Source organism: Granulicatella sp. 20925_1_45 (assembly GCF_041433555.1).
Classification (GTDB): domain Bacteria; phylum Bacillota; class Bacilli; order Lactobacillales; family Aerococcaceae; genus Granulicatella.
Map to the genome: position 1 here is coordinate 59897 of NZ_JAPWBR010000004.1, position 19200 is coordinate 79096.

General features: G+C 40.9%; 20 protein-coding genes. 2 read left to right on the top strand and 18 right to left on the bottom strand.

Going from position 1 to position 19200, the window contains the following annotated elements; genetic code table 11:
* Nucleotides 1-26 precede the first annotated feature (26 nt).
* Together O3798_RS02495 and O3798_RS02500 are read right to left on the bottom strand one after the other, a co-directional pair.
* On the bottom strand, nucleotides 27-701 hold the full coding sequence (locus O3798_RS02495; protein ID WP_048713640.1) for a glycoside hydrolase family 73 protein: 675 nt from the start codon (nucleotides 699-701) through the stop codon (nucleotides 27-29).
* A 106-nt stretch (nucleotides 702-807) separates the two neighbouring features.
* Entirely contained in the window at nucleotides 808-1371 is a 564-nt protein-coding gene (locus O3798_RS02500) for a helix-turn-helix domain-containing protein (protein ID WP_371463030.1), read from the bottom strand.
* 115 nt (nucleotides 1372-1486) lie between these two features.
* On the opposite strand from O3798_RS02500, the gene O3798_RS02505 reads away from it, so the two are divergent.
* Entirely contained in the window at nucleotides 1487-1990 is a 504-nt protein-coding gene (locus O3798_RS02505) for an aromatic acid exporter family protein (RefSeq protein ID WP_371463032.1), read from the top strand.
* Between the two features lie 51 nt (nucleotides 1991-2041).
* Here O3798_RS02505 and O3798_RS02510 read toward each other — a convergent pair whose 3' ends face one another.
* The 15 genes from O3798_RS02510 to murQ form a co-directional block, all read right to left on the bottom strand.
* A complete protein-coding gene (locus tag O3798_RS02510; protein ID WP_371463034.1) occupies nucleotides 2042-3232 on the bottom strand; it encodes a hypothetical protein in 1191 nt (396 codons plus the stop codon).
* A 12-nt stretch (nucleotides 3233-3244) separates the two neighbouring features.
* Nucleotides 3245-4048, bottom strand: a complete 804-nt coding sequence (locus O3798_RS02515; RefSeq protein ID WP_048711146.1) for a hypothetical protein — start codon at nucleotides 4046-4048, stop codon at nucleotides 3245-3247.
* A complete protein-coding gene (locus O3798_RS02520) occupies nucleotides 4045-4734 on the bottom strand; it encodes an ATP-binding cassette domain-containing protein (protein WP_048711145.1) in 690 nt (229 codons plus the stop codon). The genes O3798_RS02515 and O3798_RS02520 overlap by 4 nt, the downstream gene beginning before the upstream one ends.
* A gap of 15 nt (nucleotides 4735-4749) precedes the next feature.
* Nucleotides 4750-5103, bottom strand: coding sequence for a GntR family transcriptional regulator (locus O3798_RS02525; protein ID WP_371446695.1), 354 nt, complete (start codon nucleotides 5101-5103; stop codon nucleotides 4750-4752).
* 158 nt (nucleotides 5104-5261) lie between these two features.
* Nucleotides 5262-7133 (bottom strand): acyltransferase family protein, encoded by a 1872-nt coding sequence (locus O3798_RS02530; protein WP_371463037.1) that lies wholly within the window; start codon nucleotides 7131-7133, stop codon nucleotides 5262-5264.
* 206 nt (nucleotides 7134-7339) lie between these two features.
* Nucleotides 7340-8611 (bottom strand): NAD(P)H-dependent oxidoreductase, encoded by a 1272-nt coding sequence (locus O3798_RS02535; protein WP_371463039.1) that lies wholly within the window; start codon nucleotides 8609-8611, stop codon nucleotides 7340-7342.
* Nucleotides 8612-8627: 16 nt separating this feature from the next.
* Nucleotides 8628-9242 carry an NADPH-dependent FMN reductase gene (locus tag O3798_RS02540; protein ID WP_371463041.1) on the bottom strand — a complete coding sequence of 205 codons (615 nt, stop codon included), beginning with the start codon at nucleotides 9240-9242 and terminating at the stop codon, nucleotides 8628-8630.
* Nucleotides 9235-10203: an FAD:protein FMN transferase gene (locus tag O3798_RS02545; RefSeq protein ID WP_371463043.1), complete on the bottom strand. Its 969-nt coding sequence runs from the start codon at nucleotides 10201-10203 to the stop codon at nucleotides 9235-9237. The genes O3798_RS02540 and O3798_RS02545 overlap by 8 nt, the downstream gene beginning before the upstream one ends.
* 179 nt (nucleotides 10204-10382) lie before the next feature.
* The gene (locus O3798_RS02550; RefSeq protein ID WP_371463107.1) at nucleotides 10383-10946 is read right to left on the bottom strand and encodes a TMEM175 family protein; all 564 of its coding nucleotides are present in this window, start codon (nucleotides 10944-10946) and stop codon (nucleotides 10383-10385) included.
* Nucleotides 10947-11294: 348 nt separating this feature from the next.
* Complete coding sequence (locus tag O3798_RS02555; RefSeq protein WP_005607758.1) at nucleotides 11295-11624, bottom strand: zinc ribbon domain-containing protein YjdM; 330 nt, start codon at nucleotides 11622-11624, stop codon at nucleotides 11295-11297.
* A gap of 31 nt (nucleotides 11625-11655) precedes the next feature.
* Nucleotides 11656-12897 (bottom strand): U32 family peptidase, encoded by a 1242-nt coding sequence (locus O3798_RS02560; RefSeq protein ID WP_285251486.1) that lies wholly within the window; start codon nucleotides 12895-12897, stop codon nucleotides 11656-11658.
* Nucleotides 12898-12908: 11 nt separating this feature from the next.
* On the bottom strand, nucleotides 12909-13829 hold the full coding sequence (locus O3798_RS02565) for a peptidase U32 family protein (protein ID WP_371446684.1): 921 nt from the start codon (nucleotides 13827-13829) through the stop codon (nucleotides 12909-12911).
* A gap of 129 nt (nucleotides 13830-13958) precedes the next feature.
* A complete protein-coding gene (locus O3798_RS02570) occupies nucleotides 13959-14990 on the bottom strand; it encodes a MupG family TIM beta-alpha barrel fold protein (protein ID WP_371463046.1) in 1032 nt (343 codons plus the stop codon).
* Nucleotides 14977-16404: a PTS transporter subunit EIIC gene (locus O3798_RS02575; protein ID WP_371463048.1), complete on the bottom strand. Its 1428-nt coding sequence runs from the start codon at nucleotides 16402-16404 to the stop codon at nucleotides 14977-14979. The genes O3798_RS02570 and O3798_RS02575 overlap by 14 nt, the downstream gene beginning before the upstream one ends.
* 4 nt (nucleotides 16405-16408) lie before the next feature.
* On the bottom strand, nucleotides 16409-17314 hold the full coding sequence (gene murQ / locus O3798_RS02580; RefSeq protein WP_371463050.1) for an N-acetylmuramic acid 6-phosphate etherase: 906 nt from the start codon (nucleotides 17312-17314) through the stop codon (nucleotides 16409-16411).
* A 141-nt stretch (nucleotides 17315-17455) separates the two neighbouring features.
* Here murQ and O3798_RS02585 point away from each other — a divergent pair, with 141 nt between their 5' ends.
* A complete protein-coding gene (locus O3798_RS02585; protein ID WP_371463052.1) occupies nucleotides 17456-18259 on the top strand; it encodes a MurR/RpiR family transcriptional regulator in 804 nt (267 codons plus the stop codon).
* A 43-nt stretch (nucleotides 18260-18302) separates the two neighbouring features.
* Here the strand turns inward: O3798_RS02585 and O3798_RS02590 are convergent, their stop codons facing one another.
* A complete protein-coding gene (locus O3798_RS02590; RefSeq protein WP_371463054.1) occupies nucleotides 18303-19196 on the bottom strand; it encodes an alpha/beta hydrolase in 894 nt (297 codons plus the stop codon).
* Nucleotides 19197-19200: the final 4 nt, after the last annotated feature.

Genomic DNA, 19200 nt, shown 5'->3' on the forward strand with positions numbered 1-19200 from the left:
CTCTCCTTTACTAATCCGTTTGAACGTTACGAACTCTTTCGTACGGACACGGTTGTTTCTTCTGTTGGTAATTGATCGTATTTATATAATTCATGCTCTTCAATCATTTGAATAAGCTTTTGCGCATAAGTTGGATCGGTCGCATAACCTGCATCTTGCAAGGCTTGTGCCGCTTGTTTGTAGTTTCTAGCCCCAAGCACCTTGTGATAGAGTGTTGGGTCCCAGTCCACACCGTACGCTAATAATTGGGCATGGGCTTCAACTGATTCTGCCCAGCTTTCATACACGCGGAACCGCCCATTAATCGTAATCCATGTGTTGTTCACGAATTCTGCGGTTTCTAGGATGACATTGGGTTCAGTAGCAGACCCTTTCACGCCGTATAAATTATAATATTTACTTGCTAATAAACTCTCTCCCCAGTTCGATTCAAGAATCGCTTGCGCTAAACTCACACTTGGCAACACGCCATAGTCTTTATACGCTTGTTGCGCCGCTGGGATGAGTACTTTTAAAAATTCATCTTGTGTCACATGTATTTCCTGTGGCTCGGATTTATGTTCAGATAACCATGTGATGGTCCCGGCCAAAAGAACGCTTGCTACAGCTACGATGAGAAGTCCCGTCAATTTCGATAATGACTTGAACCACTCGACAAGATGAAAGACGAATTTATTTTTTCTTTTCTTTCTTTTCGCCACAGTTTCACCACTTTCTTTATCTTTTCAATTTTATCATAAAATGGCCTATAAAAAAATGGATACCCCCTTGTTTCCAAAGAGAGTATCGCATTCATTTTGCAAACTTCTATTCCTCTAAAGTAGATTCTGGAACAAACGCATTTTTGCTATATTCCAAATACTTTTGTTGTGCTTTTTCATCATGCATCCATTCAAGGAGCGCTTGTTTTTTCGTACCGATTTGTTTATGGGTAATTCCTACCACACGAATCTCAATAATATCTTGGTAACTCCAGTGACCATATGCCGTTGCCACACGTAAAATCGTAACATTTTCCTTGAATTTACCCTTGCTGACAGCAGCCGTTTTCCAATCCACACGGACATTTTCTTGACGAATCCAGCGACTCGCAATCGCCACCTTCAAACGTAAATATTCAGCCACTGGGTCTGAAGCGACTTCCGGAAGCACATCTGCATTTCGAGCGACTTTATTCGCGAGCATCCACTCATAATCCGTAAACAGGCGTGCGATTTTTTGCAGATTTTCTGCCTTCAATCCACGTTCCCCGTTCTTCCATCTCGTCCAACTTTGGCCACTAATCCCCAATTCTTCTGTATAAAATGCCTTTTCTGAGACATAACGTTCTCTAACAGCGTTCACTACAATTAATACAAATGCTTCATGCATCTTCATCACCTCTTGAACACATTATACACCTATTAGGTGCATTGTTCAATAACTCTACCATTTTTTAAACACATATATTATAATAGCGATATCTAAAAAAAGCAGAGGTGAGAGCGTGCCACAATCGTCAAATAATCCATTCCATATCGGACTTCGTACTTTTAAAACAGCCGTGTCTGTGTTTATTTGCGTGGTTTTATTTAGAGTCTTACATCGTGGTTCGCCAATGTTAGCCGCCTTGTCCGCTATTTTCAGCTTGCGAACAGACCATCAACAAACGTTTAAATTCGCACTTTCTCGTTGTATCGGAAATACAACCGGCGGAGTCGTGGCTATCATCTTATTCTACGTAAGAGCCGTTCTCCCATTTCCAGAATATACCGATTTACTACTGGCACCTGCTGGTATCGTAATAATTATTTTATTCTGTAATCGATTCAACAAGACCGGTGTGATTAACTCATGCGCCACTTTCCTTGTCATCTTCTTCAATATAGAGGCAGGCCAAAATACCGCCTACGCGATTCAACGAATTCTCGATACAATTATCGGAGCGCTCATTGCGATTGGGGTAAACCACTTACTACCAAATCCGCATCTTAAAGAACAACAATCTTAAATAGAAAGAGTTCTACCACACTGGTAGAACTCTCTTTTTGTACTTATTTTTTTATTTCATACGCATCATGCCGTACATACGTGTATCGATAAAGAACACATCATCCTTCACATCAATCGTCTTCGAAAGAAGAATGTCTTTTGTTTCCATTGATTGCACACGTAGCGTTGGTTTGCCATCGACAAGAGTAATCATCACAAGATTGCCTTTGTTCAAGTACACTTGTGGCGCATAGACATCTGTTTCAGTCGTAAAGGCTTCTTCTAGTTTCTGTGCCCCTGCATTAAGAACATAGTATTTTGTCTCGTTATTTTTGCGTTCACTTGCTTTCACATACGTATCCGACCCAGTAAATGCAGGCACCTCATCTGCCAACGCAATATAGGCTTTGTCTCCCACTGTGTATAGAATCGATTGTACCGCACTCATGCCCTGTTCAGGTGTGATTTCTGTAAACTTCTCTGTCTCAGCATCAAAAGTCATTAAGCGGAATTTTTCATCTCTTGAATACATACTCTTAAACAGCAGCACTTGTGGGTCATACATGCGAGAGCTCTTGGCTTCTCCCCATGCAATCGAAGCGTATTCCTCTGGTAATTTCACGCGTTTTGCCGGAGTTGTTGCTCCCGTTTCTAAGTTCACAGAGAATGTTACTAAGAAATAGGTTGGTGCTTTCGAGCCTCTATTTTCATACTCAGGCATCGGAACCACTCCATACACGGTATTGCCTTTTCTATAGAAAGTGACATCCGTGATGAAATGACTATCGTCCCCGCGCACTTCTTTCGTAATCGGAACCGATACAGTTGTGACCTTCTTCGTCTCTTTATTGATGATACTAAAATTCACTTTTGGATCTGTTGTGCTTTCAAAGCTATAAGTCAAGCCGTATAGAAGGTCATACCCCTTAAACGCCACCAGATTGTCATAATTTGGACGGTCTGTAAAAGAAAAGTCAGCCAATCTCTTTTTCGTTTGGAAGTTGTAGGCATTCTCGGAAAATCCAACACGTTTTACGTCTCCATCTAAAAGTGCATACTCTGCGCCCTTAGACGACGTCAAATCATCTGTGGAATACGACATTTCAAAGGTTGCTCCGTCGACTAATTTTTTCTCTTCATCGGTTAATTGAATCGATACCGGAGCAGGCTTCACTTCTTGATACGCTGCGTGCCCAGCTGTTGCTAGAAACACAAGTCCACTAAAGGCAAATACTGCTGTTGCAAATTTACTTGATTTCATGATAACCCCTCCTTACACACTAACCTTATGATTTAATAAATAATCGCTTAGTAGCATATTTAAAACAATCCAAATGAGCATGCTACCGATTAAAAAGACCATCGCTTCATTTCCAATTAAACGAACGACAAATTGTGTGCGCATGATAGCTGTGAATGTCACAACAATGACTAAAACGTAGAGGACGACCGAAGTTACCTTACGAACGTACCCCTTCTTCTCAACCCCAAAGACAAGAATTGCGAGTTGGAAGACCGTCACGATGAGGGCTATCCCCATCGTCAAAATGAGAAGAAACTGCACCGCATATTGTGGCACTAGAAGCGGCATTGCCATAGAGTTTGTCACAAGCGACCATGGTGTGATGTGGTACTGTGCAAACTCTGGAATAAAGAAGCTTGTGAGGTAGTAGTTTAAGAACACCCCAACTACTTGAACGGCTTGTAAGAAGAACGTAATCACAAGCATTGTTAATAATTTAGCCCAGTAGATTCCAAAACGGGATCCTGGAAGCATGAGTAGACGGTAAATAAATGAGCCTTTGCTGCTCCATTCTCTCGACCAAATCACTGCCGAGTAAACCAAAATCGCTGTTCCCGCAAAGAACACTGGAAGTCCGATTGAGAGTTGGTCTAGCACGACTTGTTTCACGATATCAGGACTCACAATGCGCAATTGTCCGGTTAATAACCCAGTCGTCGCAAGGGTCTTCACCTTCAACCCTAGTTGCAATAAGATTTGAAGTAAGGCCACCACGAGGATGAATCCTTTCGCCTGGCCGATATTATAAATCGTTAAGTTGATGACTTTCTTCATGGTAAGTATACCTCCCTCATCACATCGACAATTGATTTGCCCTCTTCTTCGCGGACTTCTTCTGGATAGAATTCCTTCACTACACGTCCATCGTTTAAGAGCACTGCTTTATCGACGATATACTCAATATCATTAATTTCATGCGTTGTAATCAATACGCCCCGTCCATCAAGTAGGTCGCTTGTAAACACACGCGCGATTTCTTCACGGGTAAACACGTCGATTCCTGAAAATGGTTCGTCCATCAAGATGTAATCTGTATCCAGCCCCATCCCGAGAAGCAAGTTCAGTTTAGCAACATTCCCTTTCGAGAGTGATCGTACTTCATCTTTTAAATTCAAACGGAAAAAGTCTAATAAATGTCTTTCCTTTTGACGATTCCAGTTTGGATAGAACGTGCGCATAAAATCAATTGCCTCGTCCACTGTTTGGTCTGGAGAAATAATCGAACTATCTGTAATGTAGCTCACCTTTTCCGCAAACACTTTACGGGCTGGCATATCATCGATAACAACTTTCCCTTTATCAAATGGTAATAGTCCTGCAATACAGTTCATAATCGTTGTTTTCCCAATTCCGTTGACACCAATAAGAGCCGTCACTTCCCCTTTTTTCGCGTTAAATGAGATGTCATTCAACACTTGTTTCTTTCCAAATCTCTTGCTTAAGTTTTGAACAGTTAACATAGTACCGCTCCTTCCTTACAATTGTTTTTTGAGATGTTCGATAACATCTTCTGCAGTTAAGTTGAGAGGCTTAATCGCTTCTGTAAAGCTTCCAATCGCCTCATCTAACATTTCATCTTTTAGTTGCTCAATCCGTTCTACATCTTCTGTCACACGACTCATGACATTATTTCCAGTCGTAATCAACCCCATGACCTCCAATTCATGAAAGGCACGTTGGACCGTATTGGGATTCACTTGCATGGTTTGCGCAAATTCACGCCGACTCGGCAGCTCTTGGCCTGCTTCCATTCTGTGGGAGGCAATTTCCGCTTTGAAATAGGCGATTATTTGCTCGTAGACCGGACTTCTTTTATCAAATACGATCATTAGTAACTCCTTTCTTTGATTCCCAATCAGTGTATTAACCGGTTAATACACTTACCTTTAACTGTATTATGCGCTTAGTACACTCAAATGTCAATAGCGTTTTCAAAAATATTTTTAAAAAATAAAAAAGACGACTCAAAATCGAGTCGTCTCCACGGTTATTGTAATTTTAATTTTACCATTTCTTGCAAGATGAGGTTCGCTAATTCTGCTGCCCCTGTATCGTTTGGATGAATTTCGTCTTCAAAGAGCCATTGTTTTGTATGCCCTTTGGCGTAAGTTCCCCAGTCGATTAAATGAACGTTTGGATAACGTTCTGCAGCTGCTTTTAACTGCTCATTCACTTCTTTAGCCCATTTAATTTCATAACCGGCTGTGACTAAGAAGATTTCACGGTTCCCCGTTGCTTGAATCAGAGAATCGATTTGAGAAGCCGCAAAAGCCCCATTCGAACCGAGGACGAATACCACGGTTTGAGAAAGTCGACCTTGTTGCGCAAGCTTCTGAACGATTGGCGTACTGTAATACAACTGACGTCCCACTTCTCCGTCCACATAGGCATTCGGGAAGACTTCGCGAAGTTTATTCGCAGACGCTAGTAACACTGAGTCACCCACAAACGTAATCGGCGTTTGCTTCACCTGCTGTTCCGTGTTGGCTTTCGCTTCATTACTAATCGTCGTTGTTCCTTCTGTTGTCGGTTCGGCCGTCGTCTCTTGTAAGAGCGCTTGGTTTTGACGAATCTTCTCCTCAACCTCTTGTACGGCTGAGTTTTGATTCTTTTCTTGTGCAAATCCAAGACCTGCAAGCCCGATACAAATCACATACATGAGTGAGAACACGAGTCCAAATTGCTTCATACCTTTTGGAAGATTCGATTTTCCATAGGCCGTTAAATTATACGGACTATGCGCTTGTCCAATCGGAAGAACGAAGCGGTCTCGTTCAAACAGTTGATACGTGATTTCCGCCATCACAAAAATTAATGCAAATTGAATTCCTACTGATAACCACTGTTCATTAATCTCACGTAAAAACGTTGGCGCAATCAGATGAATCGGATAGAACCATAAGTAGTATGAGAAACTTCTCTTTCCAAAGAACGTAAATCCTTTGAAGCTGAAGAGGTAATGAACCCCCACACCCTCGCGAATCGTACAAGAGAGAAGAAGCATCATCACAAAAGATGAAATAAACATCATCATATAATACACTTCTGCTTGCGTTCCATTGAACGTTGTAAACATCCAGCCTAAAGCTCCTAAACAAATGAGGCTCAATGCGTTTGGAACAACAGAGCCTGATTCTCGCTCAGGAAGTAGTAATTTTCCTTCATGAATGTAACTAAGTAATGCCCCGAATGTGAACGAAAACAGACGCGTTGATACTAAGTAGTACACATGAGACGGATCTTGTTCAAACCAATAGAGTGCTGCCATTCCCGCTGCAGACGCGAGCGTCAAGAATGCGAGTAACGCGAACTCCTGCATTCTGAGGAAGTTCAATTTCTTCATCAGTTTTCGAAGCAGATACCCTACGATTAATAATTGCACATAAAGGGATACATACCAGAGATGCACAAACGGACTCGGATTCGCCGATTGCACAAAGTATGATTGTTGAGAGAAAATTTGATAATCATTATTCACGAAGAATATTGCCGAAAGCGCCATGCCTCGGATATTAGAAAGTAATTGCGGTGCCGCCACGAATAAAAACGCGACCGTCACGACAATCATAAAGAGCATCGGGAAGAACATTCTCTTCAAACTTCTCACTGGGAAACGCTCTTTATAATCTTCCGCGAATGTTTTGATATTATTCCGGAACGTCAAGTAGCCTCCGACCACTAAAAATCCATTAACGGCTAAAAATCCGCCCGGTAATAAATGTTGGAAATAATAATATGTAATAATTGCTAGTATAAAAAAACCTTTCAAGCCATCGAATGCCGCACTCCGTTTTTTCTCTTTTTGCTTGGGAGGATGTGGGTGCGTCGGTGCTTGAGAAGGTGTTGTTTGATAATTCATAGTCCCCACTGTTTTTCTCCATTCCTAAAACTCCTATTTATTATAGCTCAAAACCACTACACTTGGATACTAGGAACATTACATTTTTGTTAATTTTAAGAAAACAGTTTCCAGTTGTTTCTGAAGCGTGAACAAAGGTCCATTGTGTCTATAAAAAACACAAAAAAAGCTAGGCAAAAATTCGCCTAGCTTTCTCGCTTTAAATTTTAGTGTTCTGAAGCACCACTTGTTGCATCTACTGCTTGTGCTTGAGCTGGAGCTGAGTGTCCGCTATCTGAAGCACCACTTGTTGCATCTGCTGCAGGAGCTGGAGCTGAATGTCCGCTGTTTGAAGCGCCACTTGTTGCGTCCGCTACAGGTGCAGCACCATTTGCGCTTACTAAACGTTGGCCAGTTGTTTGTAAGTACCAATCTAACCATGGTTTGAAGTCAAATACGATTTCGTTGATTCCAGCGTAAGAACCATCAGGATAGTACATTGCTTGGTAGTTGTGTACGTTGATGATTTCTGGTGGAGTGTTTGGAACGATTGTACGGAAGTAATCCACGTTACCTGCACGTAAGTTCGCAATGAGGTATTCCACATTTTTGAATGTACGTGGTGGGTGAACTGTTCCTAAACGGTTACCAGATTGAGCTGGCACACGTGGAGCCAACATTTTGTTTGCTGGTTTGTTGAAGTTATAGTACAAGAATTGGTTGTTGTCATCGGCATATGTCACTTCAAATGGTAATGCTTTTAAGAACATATCGATTTGGTCAACCGTTAATAAACCGTGGTCTAAGCGAACATAGTCGTTTCCTTGAGCAGCACCAACGATTTCACTTGCTTTTTCAACCCATTCTGGATCATCTGGATCTACGCCTTGAACTGTTGTTGCAATTGGGTTTGTGCAGTCTAAATCTTCTGGCGGTGTTGGTAATGGTTTGCGTAACACTTTTACAACCTCCACATATTTCACGAAGTTTTCTAAGCATGAACGTAAGAACGCTACTGTTCCTTCGCTCTTAATGTTTCCTTCTTCATCAAATGCTTCTTTTGCTTTTCCTAATAAGAATTCGTTCCCTGGTAATACATATGCGTTTACCCCTGGAGCGTCCAAGATTTTACGTAAATGCACTTGCGCACGTGAAGTCCCTTGATCATAGTGAGAAGCTCCCATAATCATGACAGGTTTGTTTTCGAATGGGTGTAAGTTGAATGACATCCATTCTAATGTGCTCTTCAACGCAGCTGTGATTGTGTGGTTGTGTTCAGGTGTAGCGATAATCACACCATCTGCACGAATTAATTTGTTGTACATGTATTGTACTGGGAAACTCTTAGATTGATCTTCGTCTTGGTTGAACATTGGAATATCTTTAATTTCTAAGATTTCAAACTCGAATAAGTCACTGAATTTCTTTTCGATAAATTGTAATAATAAACGGTTATGCGAAAATTCCGCATTTGATCCTACGATACCAATAATTTTCATTTTCTACTGTCACTCCTTATTTTTTAGAACTGTCCCATGAGAAGTTTTTCGCTTCTTTTTCACGAGCTTCGTTTGCACGAACTAATTGTTTTGTAATTTCAATGAATAATAAGTAATCTTCGAAAATCTTTTCTAATTTTTCAACAGTTGCTGTATCTTTTAAGTTACCTTCTTCGTCGAATGCTTGTAAGGCGTGACCTAATAAGAATTCATCACTTGGTAAAACACGTGCTTTAATTTCTGGCGCGTTTAAGATTTGACGTAATTGACTTTGTGCACGTGAAGAACCTAATGTTCCGTAAGATGCCCCTGTAATCATGACAGGTTTATTTAATAATGGATAGATACCATAAGATAACCATGCTAAGGCGTTCATTAATACAGCTGGGCATGAGTGGTCATATTCTGGTGTACTAATGATGACTCCATCCGCTGCAGCGATTTTATCTGCAATTGCTTGTGCTTCTTGTGGCACTACTTTTGGAGTTGGTTTGTTGAACATTGGAATGTCTTTAATTTCGACTAGTTCAATTTCCGCCTGTTCTGAAAAATGTTTTTGAATGTATTGTAATAGTTGACGGTTTGTTGATTTTTTAGAGTTTGTTCCGACTAAACCGATTAATTTAACCATTTGAGTACTTCCTTTCGAGTAATTGAATCTTTGAAGCCAGTCCTGATGTGTAGAAGATACGATCATCTTCTAAAATCAACACAGCTTCGATGTTAGGGTGTTGTTCCACTTCGAATAAGATTTCGTGTGCTTTTTTCCCAAAAAGTCTAGTCGTCCATATCTCACAATCCACGGATTGCTTCGATACAATCGTCAGACTCGCAACGTCTGTTTCTGCTGGATATCCAGTATGAGGGTCCAAAATATGATGGTATTTCTTTCCATCCACTTCTAGTACCCGTTCGTAGACACCTGATGTCACAATCGACTCATCTTGAATCGGAAGAAGCGCCACATTTTCTCCACGCAGGAGTTTAGGGTTTTGAATTCCAATCCACCAATTCCCATCTTCATGATGAACAGCTGGCCCTAGTGTAAGAACATTCCCACCAAGATTAATGAGCGCAGAAGAGACTCCTTGCTCTTTTAGCTGCTCTATCACCAAGTCGGCAATATACCCTTTGGCAATACAACCAAGGTCGATTCGCATTCCTTCTTCCAACAGAAAAATCGTCTGACTCTCTTCATTCAGTTCGACTTTCGTTGCATCGGTCAGTTGCAGTTTGGCATTAATCTCTTCATCCGTTGGTACTCGTGCATCACTAAAGCCCACGCGCCATGTCTGAACAACTGGGCCAATCAAGATATTCATCCGACTTCCCGCAGCTAAACTGTTTTCCAGTCCTATTTTTACTAAATGAAAAATCTCTGGATGAACACAAACTGCATGTTTCCCCGCTGCCAAATTCACGGCCATTAGCTCTGAAGTTGGGTCATTTGCGCTAAAACGATGTTCATATCGCTTCAATTGCTCGAAAACTTCAGCCACTAAACGCTCGCCTTCTGGATGCGCAATTTTCAATTCGATGACGGTTCCCATCAATCGAATGGTACCTGTATGATACTGTTCCAAAACTGCCATTTCTCCTAAACGAATTTTGTGATAAAAGTCACAGAAACGCCTACACAAAAGCGTTTTCTACTCCTTACTTTGAATGTAACACAGTGGAAATTAAATTTCAAGAGCGCAGGCCCATTCTTCCCAATAAAAATATGCATAAGAAAACTATTCTCATGCATATAATCCTTATTTATTAAATTTTATTTACGGAATTGATTTGGAATAACGAATCCACAAAGGGTGATAAACACTGCCAAACTGGTTCCAATCGGAAAAATAGTTGCTGAACAAATAAGTCCGCTTAGCTTCAATAGAATATCCCACTTTATCCACCTATTACGCTGTTCCCTCAATCGTTGTAACTCGTCAGTCGGATTAACCTCAGAAACCGTTCTATAAAAACTTAATGTCGCTGTAGTGATGAGCAAAACAATGATTCCATAAAACACCTGCACGGTTGGATTATAAAAATCCATCGCAATTAGACTTGTTGCATATGGGAATAGAGAAGCAAAAAATAACATAATTACGGTCGCCCAAACTGTCTTTTGCGTAATTTTTTCAGTTCTATGAGAAAACGCATGCAGATTCACCCACATAGCCCCTAACCAGAAGAAGGACAATGCATATGCAAAAAAGTTTTCACGCAGTTCCCATAATCCTTGCCAATCAAGAGTCTTCGGTTTATCTAATTCCAATACTAAAATCGTCATAATAATGGCAATCACCGCATCAATAAATGCACTCAACCGTTCTTGCCCCATTGTTTGTCGTTCCATAAGATCACTCCTTACTACAATCACCATTTTACACTATTTCGTATCAAAAAAGCACTACAGCCGAAGCCTGCTCCTTAAGAGAAGCAATGAAACTTATTTTGATCTGTTATAAAGTTCAGGTTTCCTCGAGGGACTACAGAAAAAGCACTTTGGATTCTATAATAACAACAATAGCGACGAGTAACCGATGCGAATTAGATTCTCTTGAAAATTTATTTTCTAGAGAATCTTTGAGGCTCGGTAGGCGTAAGACCTAGGCTTACGCCGGTATAGCTGTTGTCGTTATTATGAAGATATCCAAAGGGCTTGAATGTAGTCCCTACGGGACTCCCATTAAATCTTTTTAACAAACTCAGATTTAAGTTTCATTGCGCCAAATCCATCTATCTTACAATCGATATTATGATCGCCTTCCACGATGCGAATATTCTTCACGCGTGTACCTTGCTTAATATCTTTCGGAGCGCCTTTTACTTTCAAGTCTTTGATAACTGTTACAGTATCGCCATCTTGTAATTTATTTCCGTTAGCATCGATGGCTACTGGACCTTCTTCAACTTCTGAACCAGGTTCCCATTCATACGCACATTCCGGGCATACTAATAATACGCCATCTTCGTATGTGTATTCTGAACCACATTTAGGGCAATTTGGTAATGACATTTTCATTCCTTCTTTCTTTTAAAAATTCGTCTTAACGACGTTTACGAATCATATCTAAAGGTTTCACTGGCTCAGTTACTTTCATCTTGCAAATCATCATTGCGTGAGGAGCTGCTTCGATTTCTTCGCCATTTTCATCCCATAATTGTGTTAATTCTTCTTCGTGGTGACGCATTCCTGGTCCGTAGAACTCGATATGGTCTCCGACTTTGAAGTTATTACGTTGTTGCACGGTTGCCATTTGCGTTTCTGGATCATATTCAAGCACTTGCCCAACGAAAGCATATTGAGGAATTTGACGACGTGGGCCAAATAATTGCTCTTCTTCGGTTGGAACTTGGTAGTAGAAACCAGTTGCTAATTCACGTTGCGCTGCTTTCCATAACTCGTCAATCCATTCTTGTTTACATACATAGTTATCTGGATCTTCGCAGTATGAATCAACCGCTGCACGATAAACGTTAGAAACCGTTGAAACGTAGTGAATTGATTTCATACGACCTTCAATCTTCAAGCTATCTACACCAGCTTCGATTAAGTCTGGTAAATGTTGAATCATAGATAGGTCAACGGCACTCATTGAGAATTTCTCTTCAATGCCTTCTTCGCCCGCGCCGACCATGTTCTTTTCGCCGGCAAATGGCATATCGAATAGGCCGTATTTCCAACGACAAGACTGAGCACATCCACCACGGTTAGCATCACGATGCACCATGTGGTTTGATAATACGCAACGTCCTGAATAAGAAATACACATTGCACCGTGGATAAAGGCTTCGATTTCTACATCCACTTTTTCTTGCATTTCTTTAATTTCGTCCATTGATACTTCACGCGCTAATACAACACGTTCTAATCCTTCGTCTTTCCAGAAGTTTAGCGTTTCGTAGTTGGCTGCTGAAGATTGTGTTGATAAATGGATTGGTAATCCTGGCGCTTCTGAGGCACAAATATCCATTAAGGCCATGTCACTGATGATGGCTGCATCGATACCGATGTCACGAACCGTACGGAAGAATTCTCCCGCGCCTTTTTCGTCGCCTTCGTGAGTCACCATGTTAGCGGCAATATATACTTTTGCATTATGTGCATGGGCAAAATCAACGGCTTCTTTCATTTCTGCAAAGTCGAAGTTCCCTGCACGGCTACGAAGTCCGTACGCTTCCCCACCAAGGAAAACCGCGTCAGCTCCGTATAAAATAGCTGTTTTTAGTTTTTCAAGAGTACCCGCTGGAGCAAGTACTTCAGGTTTTTTCAATATCTTTCTTCCCATTTGACTCTCTCCTATTTCACATCTTCTGGATTTAATAAGTAAAATCCTGCTTCTAGGCCACGAACTTTTGGATGGTGTGCGCGCACTTGTAATTCAAGGCTAGCGCTCTTCTCAGGAGTCCATGTACCTGCTTCGATTTCATTACGAGCATTCACGAATAATTTCGCAACTTCCACGAAATCTTGACCAGGAGCAAGAACTCCGTCTAATTTCCATTGTGGAATGCCCATTTCTGTTAGTTCTAACAAATATGGAGCAAGAGACACGTCGTTATTCGCGAAAATATGCGTTCCGTTAATGTCTTCGTAGATTGAATAGTGAGAATCTTCATCGGCAGGTTCTGATACGAATAAACCGCGACGTTTTTCAACAGATTCTTTTTTCTCAATATAGTTAAAGTAGTTATTTAACAGTGGGCGTTTTGAATGATGGATACAAGTTGCTCCGTACACTAAAACTTCGATTGGAATTTCTACACCTGCTGCCAAAATTTTCATTTCTTCACGAGGAATTTCACGCGCAATCACCGCACCAACGGCACCACGTTTTCCCCAGAAGTTGATTTGACGACTACTTGTTACTAAAACCGCGGCATCATAACGATATGGAATTGAGTATTCAGGGTTCTTCATAATTTGAACCACACCTGGATCTCCTACCGCGATGTTATCGACACCGATTTCTTTTAAAAATGTTAAATACTCAGGTACAAGCGCAATTCCTTCATTATGGAAAATCGCGTTTACAGCAACGCTTGCTTTCTTTCCATATTGGTGCGCCAATTCCGTTAATTCTTTTTGTTCCTCACGTGTAAACGACATAGGAAGGCGAAGTCCGAATTGGTCTTCTCCAAAATAGATCGTGTCCACGCCCGCTTCAAGCAAGTCTTTTGCTTGTTGGATGGATTCAACTGTTGCAATCAGCTCTATCATCCAAAGGCCCCCTTTGTTTCTATTAAATTTATACTCATCTAGAGTATCATAAAATGGCTTATTTTTCTAATGTTGTATAGAAAAATGAACAATCCACCCTGCCAAAAATGGCGGATGGATTGCTGTTTGTTATTTGACTTCTAATTGAATGCCAAATCCTTCTGGTAAAGCCGTAAATACGGCAATCTCAGATGGAAGTAAGTGCCCGATGACATTTTGACGTGCGTCTTGTGGCAACTCAACTTTAGCGATTTCGATTTCGCCTTGGTAACGACCATACTGGCTATTTGCTTGATTGATTTCTCCAACAGTGCGGGTTGTTGTAGAAACCTCTCCGCCAAGTAAGGCCCAGCCGCGAGTACCGAGTATACGGTACACAAAATCACTAGCATCGATACGGTCACGAAGAACTTTACCTGTTAATTCCACGGATGCTTCTGCCTTTAGTGACACGAACCCTTCTAGGAATTCCTTCATGACTTTTTGAGTGGAGGCGTTAATAAATGTGTCTCCCACTAAAATCATATCGGTATGCGCCTTAATGAGTTCGCAAATCGCCAATCGCGTATCCAATGTACGATGCGTTTCAACGGTTGGCAATCCTTCATGAAGTGGCCCTCTTAAAGGCTCATCTCCCGGAATAAATGCCAGTACTTTTACACCGAGCGCATGTAATTTTTGATTAATCGTCGTGAATTTTTCAAGCGAAATCCCTGAATACACTTTTGGATAATAATTATGACAAGCGATGATTCGACGAGCAAATCCGAGTCGTTCCAATAGTTTGTATTCGCGGTGCGTAAACGTTGAAGCATTCACGACCAGCGTAAACGCCTTGCCGCAACGTTCGATAAACGCTTCGTCCCCAAATTCGTCCAGACGTAAGTACGATAGCCCTGCTTTTTTCAGAGCTGCTATGTTTTCTTTGGTAAGATCTTTATGGGCGATGTCTGGAATTAAATCTACTTCATATGAGCGAGCAAGCTCCACAAGACGTGTCATATCCGAGATTTCAAGCGGATGTTCTGGTAATTGAAAAGAAGTAAAAGCCACGGTTTGACGCGCGGCTTTCATTTCTTCTAATACTTGTGTCACAACTTGTTCACCAAGATTGATATAGATGGAGCGCCCAAAAGAAATGTTTGCTCTATTTGTTTCCATATACTTCGTTAATACGATCCTCATCTACACCGAAGAGCCATGTGATAACAAATCCACCGATGTAAGCTCCGACCATTGCAGTTAAGAAGAGTACTTGAGTTCCTGGTACCATAATTAAAGCACCAAATAACCCTGAAACTCCTTGAGATACAGTACCTAAGTGGAATAGAACTGCTAACATACCACCAAAACCAGAACCTAAGCAGGCTGTTAAGAATGGTTTACCTAAAGGAAGTGTTACAGCGTACATCATTGGTTCCCCGATACCTAAGATACCCACAGGTAATGAATCTCTTGTTAATTGTTTTAATTTTTTGTTCTTAGTCTTCAAGTATAATGCTAAACCTGCACCCACTTGTCCACCACCGGCCATCATTAAGATTGGTAATAGGTAGTTGATCCCTTGAGTTGGCCCTTCTGGATTGTTTAATAGAACGTGGATTGGAGTTAACGCTTGGTGTAAACCAACAGATACGATTGGTAAGAATCCAGCGGCTAAGATGTATCCACCGAAGATTCCTAATTGTTCATATACGAAGTTTAATACTGTGTAAATACCTTGAGTTAACGCAGCACCAGCAGGTTGGATGATTAATACTGATAAGAATGCACCAATGATTAATGTTAATAATGGTGTTAAGAATGTCTTCAACATTGATGGGATTACTTTATCAATAGCGCGTTCTAAGTAAGCCACGACAATCCCCATCATTAATGCAGCTAGTAAACCACCAGCACCTGGGTTGAAAGGTTTATCCGTAAATGGCATCAACACTTGACCAGCATCTGTTTTTAATAGAAGTGGCATTGTTGTAACACCAAGAGACATACTTCCTGCGATTGCCCCAAGAATAGGAGTTCCTTTGAACTCACGAGCAGCATTGTAACCTACATATAAAGGCAAGAAGGTGAATAGGCCCCAACCCATTGTACGGATTGCTTGGTACCACCATTCAAAGTTATACGCATTTTGTGTAGATACGTTAATAACGTTTGAAATACCGTTAATTAAACCAGCAGCGATAATCCCTGGTAATAATGGTACGAAAATGTTAGCGATATGTTCCAAGAAGCGTTGAACTGGTCCATTATGTTTTGCTTTATTTTCTTTTTTATTTTCTTTTGCTAAATCAGCTGCGTCTACTTCGTCTACGCTACCTAATTCGATTCCTGTTAATTCAGAAAATTCGCGACCAACTTCAGTCACTTTACCAGGTCCTAAAACGATTTGAACCCCTTGTTCACGTTCTACAACCCCTAATACTGAATCTACATCTTTTAATCCAGCCACATCCACTTTAGATGTATCTGCTACTGTCAGACGTAAGCGAGTCATACATGTAGCGTTGCTGACTACATTTTCCTTCTGTCCGACTTTATTTAAAATTTCATTTGCTACTTTCTTTGCATCCATTTTATTAAGCCTCCTTATTTTTCATTGCCTTGACAATATTCATCTGATTTGCCTGAAGCAGTTGTTCTGCTTCTTTTGCCGAAATATGATGTATTTGAGAGATAATAGCGACTTTTAAATCAAAATCATTTTCCTCAAGAACACGTCTTGCGTCTTCAGGAGAAAGATTTGTGATTTTAGAGAGAATATTGGTTGCTCGCTGTTTCAACTTTAGGTTCGTTGGTTGAACATCGACCATATATCCTTTGAAAATTTTCCCCACTTGAATCATTGCAGTCGTTGTAATCATATTGAGAATGATTTTTTGAGCTGTACCTGCTTTCATTCGCGTAGATCCGGTAACCACTTCTGGACCAGTAATCGCTTCGATACCAACCGAAGCAATGTTAGAAATTAAAGCGTTTGGAGAATTAGAAATCGCACCTGTGAAACAGCCAACCTCATTGGCATAGGCAAGTCCTGCTGCGACATAAGGCGTCCGTCCACTCGCGCTAATTCCGATGACTACATCCTCTTTGACAAGATCCAAGTCTCTCAACTGTGCTTCGGCTAAGGTTTCATCGTCTTCGGCGCCTTCAATAGCGTTTCGAAGAGCATAATCTCCACCCGCAATGATTCCCACTACCATTTCCGGTGATACACCGAATGTTGGCGGGCATTCGCTTGCGTCCAGAACACCAAGTCGACCAGAAGTCCCCGCGCCCAGATAGATCAATCGGCCTCCTTTCTCGAATGCTTGTACAACACCTGCTGTCACTTTTTCAATTTCTGGAATGCACTGTTCAATCGCATCGGTAATTTTTCTGTTTTCGTCATTCATATAACGTAAAATCTCACCAATTGACTGTGTTTCAATATCCTTACTTCTGTCATTGACTTGCTCTGTCATCAATTTTGAAATGTCATCCATTTTCTCCACCTCCTCTTAAAAATTCCACTAAAATTCATAATGAAATCGTTTTTCTTAAACTTATTATACAGCGTTGTAAATTTTATTTCAATACTGTATAATGAAATCGGAAACAATATTTCTCAAAAAGGTAGGGATTCCATGAAAAAGTTTTTAACAGCCACAGATAAAAAAATTGAAGAATTTATCGCCAAACACTCTGATGTCGTGCTTTCTTCGAGCATTCATGTATTAGCAGATGAAATTGGGGTTTCGTCTTCTTCTATTAGTAAATATATTAAAAAAATCGGGTTCCGTTCTTATTCTCGCTTCAAGGTGAATTTGGCGCAACAAAATTCACAATCCATCGACGAACAAATCGACAAGGATGACTCAATTAAAACAATTCAATCAAAATTAATTAAGACGGTTACTCGTTCCTATGAAATGACCGTTGAACTCATCGATGACGACACGCTAGATCATGTGATTGACTTACTCAAAAACGCAAATAAAATCTATACTTTTGGGGTTGGCGCTTCAGGACTAGTCTGCAGCGATATTTACTTTAAACTCAGCCGTATCGGTAAAAATATCGTGTATCACACTGACTCACATATTCAACTGGCAAGCCTTAGCAACGCTACAGAAAATGACTTAGTGATTGGTGTTAGCTACTCTGCGAACACAAGAGAAGTTAATGCAGCCTTTGAAATTGCTAAACAACGCGGCATCCCAACCGTATCGATTACTGGACAAGGCAACGGCAATCTAGACGCTCTCAGCACCTATTGCCTTAAAGTTCCTCGCCATGAAAAATCGATTCGTTCCGCAGCCATTACAAGTCGTAACGACTCGCTCTTCTTAGTCGACTTACTCTACTTAGGTCTTCTTCAAAAAGACGAAAGCCGTGCTAACGACATTTTGGAAAGTAGTTATAAGTTGACGCATCAGTTGAGAAAATAAAAACTTAACCACAAAAAACTCGAAGCAAATTTTGCTTCGAGTTTTATTTTTTCATCATTTGTTTTACAAACTCCAACTGGTCTGCGTTGCACTCTTGCCCTACTTTATTTTTAAGATTCAAATGGAATACATGTCCTTGAGGTTTCTTTTTCTCTCCATATTCCTTAAAGACGACTTCCACACCCTTCTTCTCCAACACTTCTTTCAGACGATACGAATGCTTTCGTAAGAAGTCTCCATTACTCGTTGTTAAATGGACCGGTGGGAATTCTGAAGTAATATATTGCGCTGGGCTCATTTGCTTCACCGCTTCAACAGTTGGTTTTGCTCCAAGTAAATCCGTAAGAAACGGCGTCAATGCGCGTCCTTGTTTCTTCCATTCCACTTCCATATCAAATACGCCACAGTTTAACAGCAAGCCTTTTGGAATAAATCTTTCATCTACTTTAATTCCAGGAAAACTTTTCGCATAAGCTTCGTTCAACTGAATAGCCGTATACGCTGTCGCCAAATGCGCTCCTGCAGAATCTCCCACAAAGAACAGATTCGAGATATCCAAGCCGTATTCTTCTGCATGGTCTACAACCCACTCTACCATAGCCCCGACATCTTCTAAAGGAGCTGGGAAAGTGTGCTTTGGTGCAAGTCGGTAGCTAGCATTCACTACCACAAATCCTTGAGAGGCTAAATACATACAATACGGAGCGTATACCTTCTTATCTCCATATACCCAAGCACCACCGTGAATATTAAGCAACACTGGCAATTTGCCTTCCGTCTCTTTTGGACGATAGAGATCCAGCAGATGCCACTTGTCGCAGGATCCGTAAGATACATTTTCAACAGCCTCGACATTGGTTGGTGGAACCCAACCCAAGTCTCGTTTTAAGTCCCCAATCGTAAATAACGTACGGACAATATGACTCGTAAGTGACATTGCT